Annotated in this window: 6 protein-coding genes; 2 read left to right on the top strand and 4 right to left on the bottom strand. The window is 41.2% G+C overall.

From position 1 onward, the window contains the following. Positions 1–68: 68 nt before the first annotated feature. Positions 69–1,265, top strand: a complete 1,197-nt coding sequence (locus tag ACLI1A_RS19155) for a glycosyltransferase (RefSeq protein WP_411410311.1) — start codon at positions 69–71, stop codon at positions 1,263–1,265. On the opposite strand, the gene ACLI1A_RS19160 is transcribed toward ACLI1A_RS19155, so the two are convergent. From ACLI1A_RS19160 to ACLI1A_RS19170, 3 genes are read right to left on the bottom strand one after another with little or no spacing between them, the layout of a single operon-like run. After that, positions 1,257–2,813 carry a glycoside hydrolase family 2 TIM barrel-domain containing protein gene (locus ACLI1A_RS19160; protein ID WP_411410312.1) on the bottom strand — a complete coding sequence of 519 codons (1,557 nt, stop codon included), beginning with the start codon at positions 2,811–2,813 and terminating at the stop codon, positions 1,257–1,259. The genes ACLI1A_RS19155 and ACLI1A_RS19160 overlap by 9 nt on opposite strands. Beyond that, positions 2,797–4,041, bottom strand: a complete 1,245-nt coding sequence (locus ACLI1A_RS19165) for a hypothetical protein (RefSeq protein WP_411410313.1) — start codon at positions 4,039–4,041, stop codon at positions 2,797–2,799. The genes ACLI1A_RS19160 and ACLI1A_RS19165 overlap by 17 nt, the downstream gene beginning before the upstream one ends. Next, on the bottom strand, positions 4,041–7,130 hold the full coding sequence (locus tag ACLI1A_RS19170) for a hypothetical protein (protein ID WP_411410314.1): 3,090 nt from the start codon (positions 7,128–7,130) through the stop codon (positions 4,041–4,043). Before ACLI1A_RS19170 ends, ACLI1A_RS19165 begins: the two co-directional genes overlap by 1 nt. A 178-nt stretch (positions 7,131–7,308) precedes the next feature. Here ACLI1A_RS19170 and ACLI1A_RS19175 point away from each other — a divergent pair, with 178 nt between their 5' ends. Further along, positions 7,309–8,493 carry a glycosyltransferase gene (locus ACLI1A_RS19175; protein WP_411410315.1) on the top strand — a complete coding sequence of 395 codons (1,185 nt, stop codon included), beginning with the start codon at positions 7,309–7,311 and terminating at the stop codon, positions 8,491–8,493. Between the two features lie 226 nt (positions 8,494–8,719). Here the strand turns inward: ACLI1A_RS19175 and ACLI1A_RS19180 are convergent, their stop codons facing one another. Next, positions 8,720–15,799 carry a T9SS sorting signal type C domain-containing protein gene (locus ACLI1A_RS19180; RefSeq protein ID WP_411410316.1) on the bottom strand — a complete coding sequence of 2,360 codons (7,080 nt, stop codon included), beginning with the start codon at positions 15,797–15,799 and terminating at the stop codon, positions 8,720–8,722. Positions 15,800–16,112: the final 313 nt, after the last annotated feature.

Consider the following 16,112-nt stretch of genomic DNA (forward strand, 5'->3'; position numbering starts at 1 on the left):
TCGAAAAAACACAACCTTCCTCTCTTGTAGTAAATAACTTTGAATCAACGAATTAAAATATTGAAGTCATGAAAGTAGCAGTCGTAACCTCGTTTCCTCCAAGCAAAGTAACCCTTAATGAATACGGTTATCATCTTGTAAAAAACTTTGTAAACAAAGAAGACATTACAGAAATAGTTTTACTTACCGACAAAACCCGTGAAGCAAAACAACTGGACTTTAATAATGCCGACAAAGTAAAAGTAAATGAATGCTGGAGCTTTAATTCATACAATAACGTTTATACAATAATGAGGGAAATAGCCCGCGAAAAACCCGATGTGGTGCTTTACAACCTTCAGTTTGTAAAATTTGGCGACAAAAAAGTACCTGCAGCATTAGGCCTTATGTTACCTATGCTTACCCGTATGGCAGGCTACCACACTGTAGTGCTGTTACACAACATACTGGAAACAGTAGACCTATGCAACGCCGGTTTTACACAAAAGAAATTCATGAAAAACATCTACAACTTTATAGGCGCTAACCTTACACGTTGCATACTAAAAGCTAATGTAGTTGCTGTAACCATAAATAAATACGTAGAAATCTTAACTGAGAAATACCATGCTAATAATGTTGTGCTTATACCTCATGGCAGTTTTGAGACAGTCAAAGCGCCAAACTTCGGCCTTCCTGAAGGACCAAGAAAAATAATGGCTTTCGGAAAATTTGGCACCTACAAAAAAGTTGAAACCATGATTGAAGCCGCACAGCTGCTTCGCAGCCGCGGCATGGAAAATATAGAAATTGTAATAGCCGGTACAGACAGCCCTAATACTCCGGGTTACCTAAAAAGCGTAGCCGAAAAATACAGCCATGTACCGGGCCTTACGTTTACTGGTTATGTAGAAGAAAATGATGTGGAAAGAATCTTCTCAGAAAGTGCTATTGTAGCATTCCCTTATACCAGTACTACAGGCAGCAGCGGAGTACTGCACCAGGCAGGGAGCTATGGTAAAGCTGTGGTAATGCCAGACCTGGGAGACCTTGCCCACCTTGTAGAAGAAGAAGGTTACCGTGGCGAGTTCTTTACTCCGGGTGATGCAGACTCTATGGCACAGGCAATGCAAAACATTCTTGAAAACGACGCTTACCGTGTAAAAATAGCTATGGCAAATTACAGTGCCGCCGAAGCATTAAGCATGGATAAAATAACAGATATGTACCTAAACTACTTCAGGCTGCCACAACACGCTACTTACGCTGCCGGTCAGCTAGCCTGATATATGGGCAAATGAAGGTTTCTTTTTACCTTTAATGTCTATAAAGCCAAACTCTTTCTGTTTGTTCCTTACCCAGGGTTTTTTGCCCACTACAGCGGCAGGTACTTCCGGAAAGTCATATAATGTCCAGGATACAAATGCAAGCTCTTTTTCCTTAAAAAGGGCTTGCATTTTTTTATGATATTCGGCCTGGTCTTCTTTATCTTTCCCAAGTATGTTCCAAAGACCGTCATAAGAGGATTGGCCAAATTCTTCCAGTACTACGGGGTTCTTAACTTCAGCATTCAGCTTATCCTGTTTTGCGGCAAAATGATCTATGTTCTGGTAATAATGATACGACACAAAATCGACCATAGGAGCCAGAAAAACAGCATCCTCGGGGTTACTCCAGCCTATGGTTACTAAATGGTTAGGATCCCATTCTTTTACGTACGGAATGATGTTTTCCAGCCATGCTATAACATTATCCTGCCCACGGCTTTTAAAATCGAGGTTTGGTTCATTCTTTATGTCCCAGGCCATGAGTGCCGGATGGTTTTTTAAAGTATTTATTACCTTTTCGGCATGGCGGTGGGTAAGTGTCCAGCTCTCTAAACTGTAATCGCCATAAAAATCGAAAAGCGTAACAATTACCGAGAGGTGTTTTTTTGCGGCAAGGTCCATTACCTTAACAAGCCTGTTTTGTTTTACGGTATCTAATTCGGCTTTACCAAAACTTTCATACGGCACAAAAATGCGTATGGTATTTAGTCCGGCGCTTGCTACAATATCAAAGTCAGCCGAAATGGTGTCGGTATTAAATTTATCGCCATACATATCCCACGGCGAATTTTTAGGATAGTAGTTAATACCTTTTATCTTAAACTTCTTACCGTTTTTATAAATGTCTTTCCCATTTACGATGTATATGGGTTTGCTGTTTAAATTGTCTCTTTCAGTAGGTGTTTCTTTTTCCATACGCTTCATGTGGCGAATGCGCCAAAAACCATCTTCCAGTAGCATCATTACCTTAAACGTAGCAGTATCTTTTTCCTCACTTATTATCTCTTTGCCTTTAAAAACCTTTTGGTATTCCACTACATTTTTATCGGTAAACACTACCAGCTGCCCGTCGGCACTGTAAAACTCCAGCTTAGGATGATGCTCCAGCGTGGTGCTTTCTACACTTACATTATTCTTTTTGTTATAGTCTACCAGCCTGAAAAGGTTTACACGGGCACTGTCAGTATAAAAGTCTTCAATCCCTTCCCGAACGTTGTTTTTAAGTGCATTGTTTTTTACATAGATAGAAAACAGATAGTGTTTTTCTATCTGTGCCAGTGTTTGCTGTTCCATAGGCCTGCCCGGATTTTCCAGGCTGCCCCATTGTACAATGGGCAGGTAGGTACTCACGGTTTCTTTTTCCAGGTGCAGCATGGTACTACGATCTGCACCGGTATTAAAGTAATCCATGATTTTGCTCAGCGCAAAAAGCACAATAATATTGCCCACCACAAACGTGGCTATGAGTGCTGTACGGTATATATTTTTATTATTTACTTTCGACATACTTAATTACTCCTGTTTTTTTCAGGTTGCCCAATACCCTTATTTCAAATTCATATTCCTTTTCCTTATAGGCTTCTTTCGGGAATTTAAACACAGTAAACCCTTTGTTTGTAAACTCTTCCAGTGTTTCTATTTCTTTGCTTTTATGCAATACTTTTATGGTTACCAGTGTGCCATCGGGCGCCATTTGCCCCATAAAGCTGTTTATTTCACCTACTGTAAGTACTCTGTTACCTTTACTAAAGTTATATTCTATATCAACTTTTATAGGATAATAATCAATTTTAATTAGGCTGCTTTCGCCCATACCGTTTACAAAGGCTTTTACCTTGTAGCTGTCATAACGCTCGGGGGCCAGTATTTTGGCTTCGGCTACACCACTAATGGTAGCACCGTATGTTTTAAGGATTTTGCCACGGTTAGTAAGTATTTCAAACAACACCAGGGTACCATCGGCAACTACATTGCCAAACTTATCCCTTATTTCAGAAGTAGCCAAAGTTGTAAGCTGGTTGCCATCGGCAAATTTATGATTACGCTTGTAGCCTATCTTAAAGTTAACAGGCAGGTTTGGGTACACATCGGTTTCGGTTTCTTTGCTCTCTTCGCCGCCACAAGCTATAGAGGTAAGCATTTTACCCGATTTTTCGGGGGAATATATGCGTTTCCACGCAATAAAATCTTTAACCGGATAGGAGGTAACCGAAATGTTTTCTAAAAACTGGCTTTTAATGGCTACCGGTGTGCCTTCGGGCTTAGGGTTGTCATATGCATCTGTAGGTGCTGCAACCATCATGGTATAGTGCCGGTCTCCAGTAAGCATGCTGCGGGGGCCCAAATAGTTTTCTACGTGGGTAACTTTACTTTCCGGTAAAATATAAAATAATCCCTGTTGCCATACTCCTTCGTCAGTTATAAGCTTCCAGTGTACCAGACCTGTTTTTCGGGAAAAAAAATCAGGTAGTGTGTAGGTTAAAACATTTTTATTATAAGTCGCAGAAACCACCGTAGTACCATAGGTAGATTTAAGTACTAATGTTGGCGAACCTTCATTACTTTCACCCGAAGAATTGAGTTTAAATACAATTTTGTCTCCTGCCGTAAATTTTGTCCCCATAGCAGGAATGTTATTTACAGAGGTTTTTTTAGCTGGAATAAGTACGTCAAAGGAGAACAGCATAAATATGCAGGCAGCCATTGCGAGTATGTAATACGTATACTTATGCATTACTGAATGTTTCCTATGAAGTTATTAATTTCAATTTTTATATAGCTGTAGCCTTTGCCGTCTACTTTTTGCAAACCTTCTTTCAGGTGGTTAAAATTGCGTACGGGTACGGTACCCGCCGCCATATCAGCATTTGGTATACCATTTACAAAAGTATGTTCCAGGTCTGATTTTAAAACTGAAACCCCAGTAAGATTAGGCAAAGGGTATGTAAACCTTTGCTTGCGCTGTATACGTAAACCTTCGCGTATAAAATGATGGTCTACATAAATCATTTCTTTTTTACTGTTATAAAAGCTTACTACCAGTTCCGGTACGGTTACTTCCTGTAAACCAAAGTTAAATAGAGTGCCTTTCATCACTCCGTTGTTAAAGCTAAGGTCGCACAGGGCTACATCAGTATACAGGTCTTTTATGGCCACATTACCCGCACTCTGAATATCAAAATTAACAGGTTGCTGTTTCAGTTTGGCCGGTGTAAACTCATTAGGGTTAAAAGTTGTAGGCTTGGCGGTGTCTTTGTCCAGCCAGGCTATACCCTCAAAATCTACCCTGTACGATGTAACCTCTTTAGGCATTAGCTTGTGCTTCATGGTATATTTAGCATTAAAAGAAGCCAAAGCCTGGTCCTTTTTATCGTACAAGGTTGTTTTTAGCACCACATCGGCAGGTACATTGTCTATATTTTGTAACTCGCCTATAATTACATAGCTACTGTCTTTTTTAATCAGTTTTGCCGAAAGGATTTGCAGTTCGGGTTGCTTTAAAACATCGTCATGATACGTTTGTTGGGTAGTTATACGCCTGCGCCCATGTTTGTAATACTGTGTTACATTGTCTGAAAAAAACTGGTCGGGAGGTATATCCGGGTCTTTTTCCTCGGGTACTATCCACCATTTTCCGTGTTTTTTTACCACCTCATGAATGTAGTCTTTGGTTATTACCTCAAGCGGCGTTACCCAACTGGTTTTTGCCTTAAGCTTTACCCTGTCTTTGCTTTCTTCCAATACCTCTGTTTCTATAGCATTTAGTTTTCCGTATGAATTTATAATACCATCTGATACCGAAATTTCCAGCAGGTATTGTGCCAGTAAATAGTTTTCGTTTGGTAATATGTATGAATGCGCCCTTTCAAACTCTTTAAAATCGAGCGCGTCGTAATACGCCTTCACTACATTTTTTGCCGATATCTGCGATTTGTTTTCTACATAGGCTTTGTACAGCCCAAAACAGGATACAACAACCAGAAACAATGACCATAAGCGGTTTATGGGCAATAACTTTGCATAAAAGCCTTCATAATTAAGGGTGTACTTAAAAAAGTCGGGCTTAGGCAAAACCCTTATTTTTAATGCCTGCACCCATATCATTTGTACGTTTAGTATAAAAGCTATAACCACGGTAAGCAGCGGTATTATACCCCACATAAGCCGTAGCGGTAATGGTGATTCTTCTTTGGGCAATACCTTAGGAAGTGGTTTTACGTTTAGTTTTTCCCAAACCATAATACCGTTTTCCAACTGACTGAGTCTATGCCAGCCGCAGAAGTACAATATAGGGTCATAAAACTTATCGTTACTAAAAACGTACTTAAGATTGTACTTTTCTGGTACGGTTAAAAACTGTTGCAGGGAACCTATTCCCTCCAGTCCACGGAACTTTGAATTCTCAAGCCTTTCTACAGCTCGGGAGGTAAGTTCGGGCAGCCTGCGGGCACTGTGGTAATTGCCGTCTACCGTCATGGCATGGGTAAGTGTAGACAAGTAGGCCATTTGGTCGCCAAAACCCAGCGGAAGGTAACGCCACCTATCGTGCTGATCCTGGTTAAGGAAATTAACTATGGGCAGCATGTTTATTTTTTGTGGCTGTAACGGCCTGAAATAACTAAGCGTAACCGTAAACAATGCCACAGAAAGGTACACCATGGCAAAGCTTGCGGTAACCAGCCTGTGATACACAGTACCTAAGCGTTGCTGAAGCAGTTGTTTCAGGTCGCCTTCGGCTAACCGGTATAAAAATTCGCCCACCATGGGTAAACTAAGTATACTGGCCCATAGTGTAAACCTGTCGAGCGTTAGGATGTTAAAGGCGTTATCTCCTAATATTTTCTTGGGTATGGGGGTAGTGCCTCCGGTACCCAGTAATGCAAGTAACGACAGCGAAAGCCCTAAAAATATGTACCTCCTGCTGTAATATCTGTAAAAGATATATGGCAGTAAAAACAGTAAAATACCCCACGGTATAAGGAAAAATACCAGTCCTGATGAGGTGACCTCCAAAAAATTATCGCGGCTGCCGTGCGGTATGGGAACCTGCGTAATGGGGTTCTTTTTATTGTTTATCCAGTACGGTAATATACAAACCACTATAAGTATTAATGAGCCTCCGCCAAAGAGTATTATTCTCTTTATTGCACCCCACGCTGTCCTGATGAATAAAGGCAACTTTATATCCCGGTACGATGCCACCTTATCGCGCGCCATGTCCATTATAGCCATGCCCATTAAAGGAAATATAAAAAACACCATTCCGAAAATAGGGGTTACGTGGTGCGAACTAACGGTAACGGCTATTAACGATAAAGAGGTAAACAAATAGTGTTTACGGCCTGTACGTAGCCAAAGGTATATTTCGGGCAGGGCATGCATGAGTACCGAAATACCTATTATACTGGGCAACTGCCCGAAAATATGAAGCGTTTCTACAAAGGAAGAGGAAAATACAGCAAAAAGTGCGGCATAACCGGCTACCTGCCTGTTTCCTGTAATGAGTAACGTAAACCTGAACACTCCGGTAATAAACAACACTACCGCAATGAGCGCTACGGTAAACAACCCAAACTTTAACCCACCAATAAACGACAAGGCGCCTATAGCCTGATGCACCAACGGAGGATACCCCATAACTGTAAAGCCGGTGTACCAACTGTAGTCCCACGGTTCAAACCAGTTTTGTGCATAGTGGTTTCCGAAAAAAAGGTGGATAAGGGCATCATAGGTATTTTCTAACGTAAAGAAAATCAGTGCCCCATGAAAAACAAGCCCCATAAGAAGGGCTGAAATAAGATATTTGTTAGTTGTTTCCTTCACAAATGGTTACCTATTGTAAACGTAAAGATAATAAAATTAAGATGCTGATTTTATGGTGCATCTAAACAACTTTACCACTCGTCGATACAAATTATATGTTTTATCTAATATAAATCATAAAGCATTAATTATCAGACTACTTTAGCATCAGAATCCAACACATAAAAATACGTGCATTATGAAAATTTTAGTAGTAGATGATCAGCAACTGGTTTTGCTTTCATTAGAAAAGTGTCTAAAAGACTTGGGGTATGAAGTGACTTGCGCGGATAATGCGGTTACTGCCATTAAAAAATTCAGACAAATTAACCCCGATCTGGTTATTGCAGATATTAATATGCCTGTAGATAACCTGGAAAAAACATCACACGAATTCACCTTTACCGAAAAAGCCCAGGGGCTGGACTTGCTTAAGTATTTGCGTGAAACCAAAAAAGTACAAACTCCTATCCTTATCTTATCCGGTAACCAGGATGAAGAAATTATAGAGCGCGGTTTTGAACTTGGGGCAAACGACTACATGAAAAAACCACTAAGCCTTAAAGAAATTGAAATCAGGGTGAAAAGGCTGATAGGTCCTGCTAAGGCAGCAGTAAAAACTGAAACCACTAAAGGGCAGATGATACAAAACACCTGTGTAGGTATTGTAATTCCATGCTATAATGAAGAAGAACGCCTTCTAAGCGAGGAGTTTAAAAGTTTTGTGCATAAAAACCTGGGTTACCATCTTTGTTTTGTAAACGATGGCAGTAAAGACAATACACTTGAGGTACTTAAAAAACTGCAGGAAGGTAACGAAAGCCATATAAGTGTATATAACTGTGAAAAAAACGGAGGCAAAGCCGAAGCAGTTCGCCTTGGAATGCTACACCTTGCCAGTCAAAAACAATTTGACTACATAGGGTTCCTGGATGCCGACCTTTCAACTGATTTTGAAGATTTCCAGGATCTTGTAAATACCATTAAAAATAACGAAAACTATAAAGTGGTTAGCGGAAGCCGCATGGCGCGTATGGGAGCAAACATTACTAAGGATGGAGCCCGTAAAATAATAAGCAAGGCTGTTAACCTATATATAAGGAAAACACTTGGCATGGCTTTTAATGATACACAGTGTGGTGCCAAAGTAATGACCAAAGATGTTGTACTGGAAACTTTTGATAAAAAATTTATAACCCGCTGGTTGTTTGATGTTGAGATATTTATGCGCATGAAAAAGCTATACGGGGATAAAGAGGCTCAGAAAATGCTGTGCGAAAAACCGCTAAACAGGTGGGTACACGCAGATGGCTCAAAACTTTCATTTAAAGATTCATTTAAAATCATAGGACAGATAGGGCAAATAGGACTACACTACAGGTAATGTATATACAGTAGTATTTCGGATTAGGTGTTTTTAAGAAACGATACTTTAATAATTTGAAACACATAACGAAGTTTAATATTATAGATAATTACAAAGGCAACCTAAGGGTTGTCTTTGTTATTTTTCTATGCTTCTTAAATTAGTTTACATTGTTCTGTACCTATAAAAAAGTAAGGCAACCCTTTTTGGGTTGCCTTACGTCTAATTTTAAATTTTTTAATTATTAAAATACAATTCGCTTAGTTACTTTACCTTTAGCCGTATCTATTTCTACAATAAGTACCTGTTGCTCTGCAACAAGATTGCTAATTGTAAGTTGGGTGGCATTTACTTTTTCCTGGCTGTATAGTTTACGACCACGGATATCGTAAATTGTTACATTATTCATTAATGTGTTGCCACTGTTTATACCGATAGTTTTACCTTCAGAATATACTATTACATTTGAAGTTTCTGAGGCAGGATTGTCTACTCCCAGAGCATTTGTTGTGTAAATTACATCAAAACGTCCTTCAAACGTACCTGCTTCAGTTGTAAATGTATAGGTGTTTTCAGTAAGGTCTCGTACTATACCTTCATTGTTGTCCCTTATATAAACCTTCTGTCCTTCATCAAACACACCCTGAAAATGATCCAGACTTACTGTAAAAGTTCCTACCATAGGTGCTGTATACCCCATATGCACCACATCTGAACTTTCAAAAGTAGGTCTTACCTGTATTGTTAACGGAGTATTTTCAGCGATAGAATAAAAGGCTAGGCTGCTTCCTTCAGCAAAACTTTTGGCATCAAAACCGTAATCAAGTCCCAGGGTTCCTTCATTTAGGTATGTAATAAGGGTTTGGCTTGTAGTACCGTTTTCAGCAGCCATATTTAGCCAAACGCGTGAAACAGAATTTGATGCTGATTTAAAGAATCCTTGAGATGCACCGGGTGAGGGCCTTCTCATACTGTTTGTGAAACTTAAAGAAGCAGAAGTAAGAGATGGTAAGGTTTTTACAAAGAACCCTTGACCTTGTGAAATTAACCAGTTAGTGTATGAGCCGGTAGAATAGAATACACCTTGTTCGCTACCACCACCTTCAGCAGGGTTTACAGCATATCCTCCCTGCGATAAAACAGCATAAGACGAGTTTGCACTATTATTTCTCTTCCTCCATAAGTAGATACCTGATGATATATCTATTGCAGAATTGTTTGTTGTAAAGAAGTCACTTAAATTTATAGGTGAAGGGTATGGGTTACCCACAGCTGTAAATCGGTTACCCTGAACACTTAAGTCATAAGTTATTGTACCGTTGTGTGGAGTACCTGTAAATACCCCGTCAAAATAGTAATTATCTGTTCCTGCACTATATTCTGTTGGTGTAGTTACATTGTCATTAGTTGAACCGGTAACATCAGCACTAATTGTATTTGGCATACGGATGAGATAACCTTTAGCTGTTGTAAAAGTATCAGATGAAGATACAGGCCAGTACGCATTTATATTATACCCCACCGATGGGTCGTAGTCATACTTATATTCGTAGAAACGTGTACTTACCGTGGCAGGCGAAAAGTCGTATAATGTAAGGTTGTCTACAGGAGACGACCACATTGTATAATCAAGCCTGAATAGAGGGTTGCTTAGTTTATGCAGGGTAATAGCTCCGCTGTTTGTAGCCGAAGTAAGTTGTAAAAGCGCAGCATTGTTGTTAAGGGTAAATGTACCTCCTGTGTTTACAGTAACTGCGCCATTTACAGTAACCGTATATCCGGTAGGTATTACCACGTTTGCACCGCTGTTTACTACAATTGTACAGGCATTTAAATTTCCGTTAGCGGTATAGTCGGCGTTAAACACTACAGCATCTGTAGCAGTAGGTGTACCATTATTCCAGGCTGTACCATCCCAAGTAGTAGTGTTTATTTTTACTTCCACGTAGTTAGAATATACCACATCGCAAGAACCGTTTTGTACTACAGCCCTCAGGTAGCGGGTAGTGGTAAGTGTTGTACCTATTTCAGCTCCTGTCAGGGTGGCGTTCGTACTAGCTATAAAGGTAGGGTTAGGGAAGGTTGTAGATGTAGAACGTTCCCAGCGTACTATAGTACCGGTATATCCGGTAAGTGTTATTGCTGCCGGTGTAGTATTAGCACATATAGACTGGTTAGATGAAAGCGTACCTGCCACTGGTGCCGATGTAACTGTAATAGTACCCGATGCTGTACCTGTAGCCCCGTTAGCATCTGTAACTGTAAGGGTATATACAGTACTTCCTACAGTGCTTGTAGGAGGTACGGCAGTAGTGCCATTGCCAAGGCTGTTACTCCAGCTGTAGCTATAGTTACCTACACCGCCTGATACTGTGCTGCTAAGCTCTACGTATGTATTTTGACAGAAAGTACCACCACCTGTTACCGCCACAGATATGGCTCCACCTTTAATTCCTGTAAAGTATGAGGTTTGCCCTGCCGTTAATGTAGCGCCGGTTGCCGTTAGGGTTGTAGAACCCAGTGTACTGTAACGTATCCAGGGATTACTTGTAACGTTAAATGTACCGTTTAGCTGTGCAGCTACCAGAGTACTTTCGCCACCTACGGCATCGCCTGTAACGTAGCTTCCTGTAATAGTAGCTACGGCATTTGTAATACCGGTTTGGGTTACGCTCCAGTATCTTGTAAGGTAATCATCTGTAGCATAGTTGTTAGGATGTGTGGCATCAGTAACATTTACACTAACGTATGCATTACTAAATGTACCCGATGTAACATTTACCGTTATAGGCGAATAAGTAGTATTGCTTGTTGTTTCTCCAATAGGGAAGGTGTAAGAACCTGTACCTGTATAAGGCCTGCGTACATGGCCGGTACCGTCGGCATCTATCATGCTTGTAGCAGAAAATGTACCCGCTACGGCATTAGTGCCCAAGGTAAGGTCGTAACTGGCTATGTCAAAAAGCCCTGATGAAAGAGTCAATGTATTGGTTACGCTTGTATTTGTTTGTAATATAAGTGTACCCGAGCCCGTAGGTTTGTTAAGGGTAAGGTTGTAAAAGGAAGGGCTTACCGTACCGTTTATGTATTGGCCTCCGGCATCTGCACCTATAAAGTTTGTTGTGTTGCCGGTAAAGTTTACAGTTTGGTTTGTTGTAAGATTACCTGCTAGGTTTAGCGTAGTTGGCAAAATTGCTCCGGTTCCGGTTATGGTAAGGTTATTATACGCGCTTGCAGCTCCGTTTGGTGAAACAACTGTCTGATTAGTTCCGCTGTATATAATTGTGTTAGTTACTGCACTCGCAAATAAATTTCCATCTTTAGTAAATGTACCCGATATGTTTATCACATTGTCTGTTACGGGCCTTAGGTTAGTACCTGTAGGTACTGTAAGGTTATAAAAAGTGGTGCTTCCGGCTATAGATACGTCGCCGCCGGTTGAAGCCGCATTAAATGTAACCGTACTTGTCGATGGGTTAAACGTACCTTGGTTTATCCAAGCCCCGCTTGTTTTTGTTATAGTTAATTGTCCTGCTGCGGGAGCATTTACTATCCCCCCCGACTGAATGTTTAACGAGCCTATAGTTACTGAACTGTTTAGTACAGGATCATTAAATGTAGTAGCAGCGTCTGGAATTATCACATTAGTAGCGTCAGACGGGGTGGCATTTGGGGTCCAGTTTGCAGCAGTTGTCCAGGAAGTACTTACAGAACCGTTCCAGGTTACAGTAGCTGCCTGGGAGTTAGCCAGAGTTAAGAATTTTGATCCGAATGATGTTGAAAAGAATGCCACGTTTACATTTGAAAGCTCGATATAGTTATCTGTAGTACTATATGTTGTGCGCCCTTGTTCTATGAGTTGAGCCGGCGACACCTGAACTACCCAGTCTACAAGGTTGTTTTCGGTATTGCTGTTTAGCTCACTATCAAGGTAGTGTGCACTAATAGTAGCTTTTGTTCCCGTGCCTCCCGTTTGTATCAGGTCAAAATTACGCAGTATCGCATCGGTTTTGCCTGAAGGAGCTGCTCCCAGTGTGGTTTTTAGGCTCATGGCTGTAGGAAGCGTTCCTGTTGTAGGGAAAATAATACTTGTCCTTGGGTGACCGAAGGTGTATACGATATTTACTGTAATGCCACTGTTACGGGTTACTGTTCCACTTACATCGCCTATACCGGTATTAAATGAGTTTGACCCCATAGTTACAGCGTATGATGAGGTGTCAAAAGCTCCTTTTGTACTGCTTACGTTTGCATTAGGCAGGTAAAGGTCTCCTGTTAATGTTACATCTCCTGTAGCATTGCCTCCGCCGGTAGTGTTAACAGTAACTTTATTGTATGTACCTGCCGGAAGGTATTGCGCTGCCGAAGCCGCATTTAATATCAAGGTACCCGTACCTCCCCAGGTTTTACCGCTGGCAAACGGGGTAGTTGTTGTATTTGTGGTAGTTACAGTACCATTGTTTGTTATAGTGGCAAGTGTACCAGTAAGTGTATTGGTACCCAGTGCCAGTGTTTGGTTGGTATCTACCGTAAGGGTGCCGTTTACAACAAGGTTGTTACCTAATGTAACCGTATTTGTACCCGATGGGGTTATGGTAAGGTTGTTTAGGAGGTTAGTTGTACCGGCAGTTGTTTGGTCAAAACTTATTGTAGGGCTTATACTGCCTCCTACTATAAGATTCGCCGAATTGCCACCACTTAATCCGGCAGTAGTAGTATTGGTTACTGTACCGTTTAGGTTAAGGGTATTAGCGCCTAAGTATAGCTTACCTCCGTTAAAGGTAATATCGGTGTTTACGGTAGCAGTTCCGTTTAATGAAGCGTTACCTGCAAGTACTGCGGTTTCTATATTACCGGCAACCGGAGCATATGCGCTCGTAGGGTTTGCCACAACGGTTATATCATCTAGGGCTATTTCGTCATAAGCACTGCCTGTAAGCACATCGCCGCTCCAGCGGATGTAGTAATAGCTATTAGAAGCTATACTAAGCCCGGTAAGTGTTACTACTTTGTAGTACATTTTCCAGCCCGGAATAGCATCGGCGGTTGCAGTGGTAGTAAGGTTTAGTACCGTAGCTGCTGTATAAGATGTATTAGTGGCGTTTACTGCCGAGTGACTGAAATTGTAGTAGTTATTACCGGCTTCATCATTGCGTACATATACTTTATAAGCAACGTTAAGTGAGGTTATGGCAACACCCGTTTGGTTCTGGAACCTTAGTGTAGTACTGCCTGACGGATAAGTTGCATCCGGTTGTAGTCCCAGGGCATAATTACCGGTTCCTACCTGGAATGCATAAAAGCCACCATCGGTTACACCTCCGGTAGAAGTACCATTACCGTATGACGGGTCGTCGTCGGCTATTGTTGCTCCAAAAGTAACACCTGTAGTAGTAATTGTAGACATTACAAAAGCATTTGAGTTCAACTCGCCGTCATCCGGCAAAGTATCAAGTCCGGCGCCGGCATAAGTACCGTTGTTTACACCTTCAACTGAATTGTCAAAGTCTACTGTATATACTGTGTTTACGGCTTTTATCTGCCATCCTAAAGGGGCATTTAGTGTAGTAAAGTTACCGCTTATGGCTGTTGTGCGGTAGTTTTCCGTTCCGCCCGATCCGTTATATTCATACACGTTTACATAATAGGTAGTGGCTGGTGTAAGGCCGGTAACCATTACGGTATTAGCACTGCCTGCATATACTACATAGCTTTGTGTACCTGCATCGGCTCCGCCGGCGAAGGTAGACGAGGCTAAATATGTTGTGCCGTCTGTTAATGAAGCCGAAACTGCTGCGGCACTTCGTATTACTACAATATGGTTTGCACCATTACCGCCACTCCAGTTTACAGTACCCTGTATAGAGTTTACTCCACTAAATGTTAAACTTGTAGCTGTAGTTGTAGGCTCTGTAGAGAGTACGGTTGCCGTAGCGCCTATTTGCCTGGTAGTAGCACCCGATGACATAAGTATTACCGGGCTGGAATAAATACCCGCTGGTGCGCTGGCCGCTACCCGTACGTAGGTTGTAGTAAGAGAGCCCGTAATGTTTAAGCTGGAAGAGTAGGTTCCTGCAGCAGATGATGATATTTCAAAATTTGTAGGAGCTGTTATGGTTATTGTACCCGATTGCAGGCTGGTACCTGAAGAGGTAAAACTCTGTGCTGCAGAAGCTGTCCCTGTTGTGGTTAAAAAATTATTTAATGCACTGGTAGAGGTAGATATAGAAGGTACTCCTGCCGCATCTATATAAAACGGCTGGCTGTTACTGGTAGCAGCACCGGTTCCTACGGTTATGGTTGCCGTACCCGCCGAGGCTACATTTGCGGCAGGTACTGTAGCGGTAAGTTGTGTAGCCGATCCATATGCGGTGGTCAAAGCCAATCCGTTCCAGTTAATTACTGAAGCAGAGGTAAAGTTAGAACCGGTAACAGTTAATGTAAATGCCGCAGACCCCGCCACTTTAGAAGTGGGCGAGATAGAAGATAAAACAGGTGTAGCCACCGTTACTTTAATATTATCGAAATAAGCAGTCTGACCTTTTTTGGTGCCTGCATTCCAGAAACCTCCCATAAGCGGTAGCGCTGTAGCGGTAGAGCCACTGTTTACTACTGTTCCCTGAGTGTATAATGTTCCGGTAGCAGGATCAGAAAAAGATGCGCTATTGTCTTTCCGTACAAATAGTTCCCAGGTATTGGTGGTAGGCGAGTAGGTTACCTTTATACTGATATAATGATGTCCAAAATCGTTTACTCCGCTGGTGCTGCTGGAAAGTAGGTCTGTAGAGGTACGAAGCCCGGAGGTATACCGTACCAAACGAATTGGGTCGGTATTACCGCTATTACCCAGCATTACAGCATAACCCGAACCCGTTGTTGCAGTAGTGTTAGATGTACCTGCCAGGACAAATGCGTTTCCATATCCGTTGTTACTCATTCCGGTAGGATTTGTGCGCGATTGCCTCATGTTAAATGTCCACGTTACAAGCCCTGGGTTACTGGCCAGTGTAGTATTATAGGGCGTACTGTTTGCATTTAGTACATACCCCAGTACCCATCCGGCATTATTAGTGGCGCCTGTAGCGTCATTAGTTAAATCAAGGTAGCCGTTGTTAATACGTCCGCCCATATCGGTACCGCTGGTAAGTAGGTTCCAGCTGGCATTTGTACCAATAAGGCCGTTTGTGGTAGTGTACGACGTTCCCGCTGAGGTGGGAAAGTTGTAATTGTATACTGTAACTTGCTGGCCGTAGGATAATAATCCTACCAATGCAGCAGCTATTACAGCTACCCGTTTTTTAAGTTTTAGTAATTTTTCTGACATAAAATTAGTTTAATGGATGCTCATAATTAAAAGATTAATAAATATGTAACTAATTATTAACCTGTTTTTTACCTAAAAACAAAATGTAATTTTTTGTGTATTGATGCTTTATTACAAAGGTAAGACGTAGAATTTTTAGACTATTTTTAACCTTTACTAATCAGACGAAAAACCTATAAATTCGATGAAACGCTGTTTGTGTTTTTTCAGTGTAAGTTAAAAACTACTTATTTGTTGTTAATAGAGGTGTTTTTTAGATAAATTGTCAATAAAGTACATCGTAAATTATCATTAAGTAAGTTGTTGATTGAAT

It is taken from the genome of Flavobacterium sp. RHBU_3 (genome assembly GCF_046613565.1).
In the GTDB taxonomy this organism is placed as follows: domain Bacteria; phylum Bacteroidota; class Bacteroidia; order Flavobacteriales; family Flavobacteriaceae; genus Flavobacterium.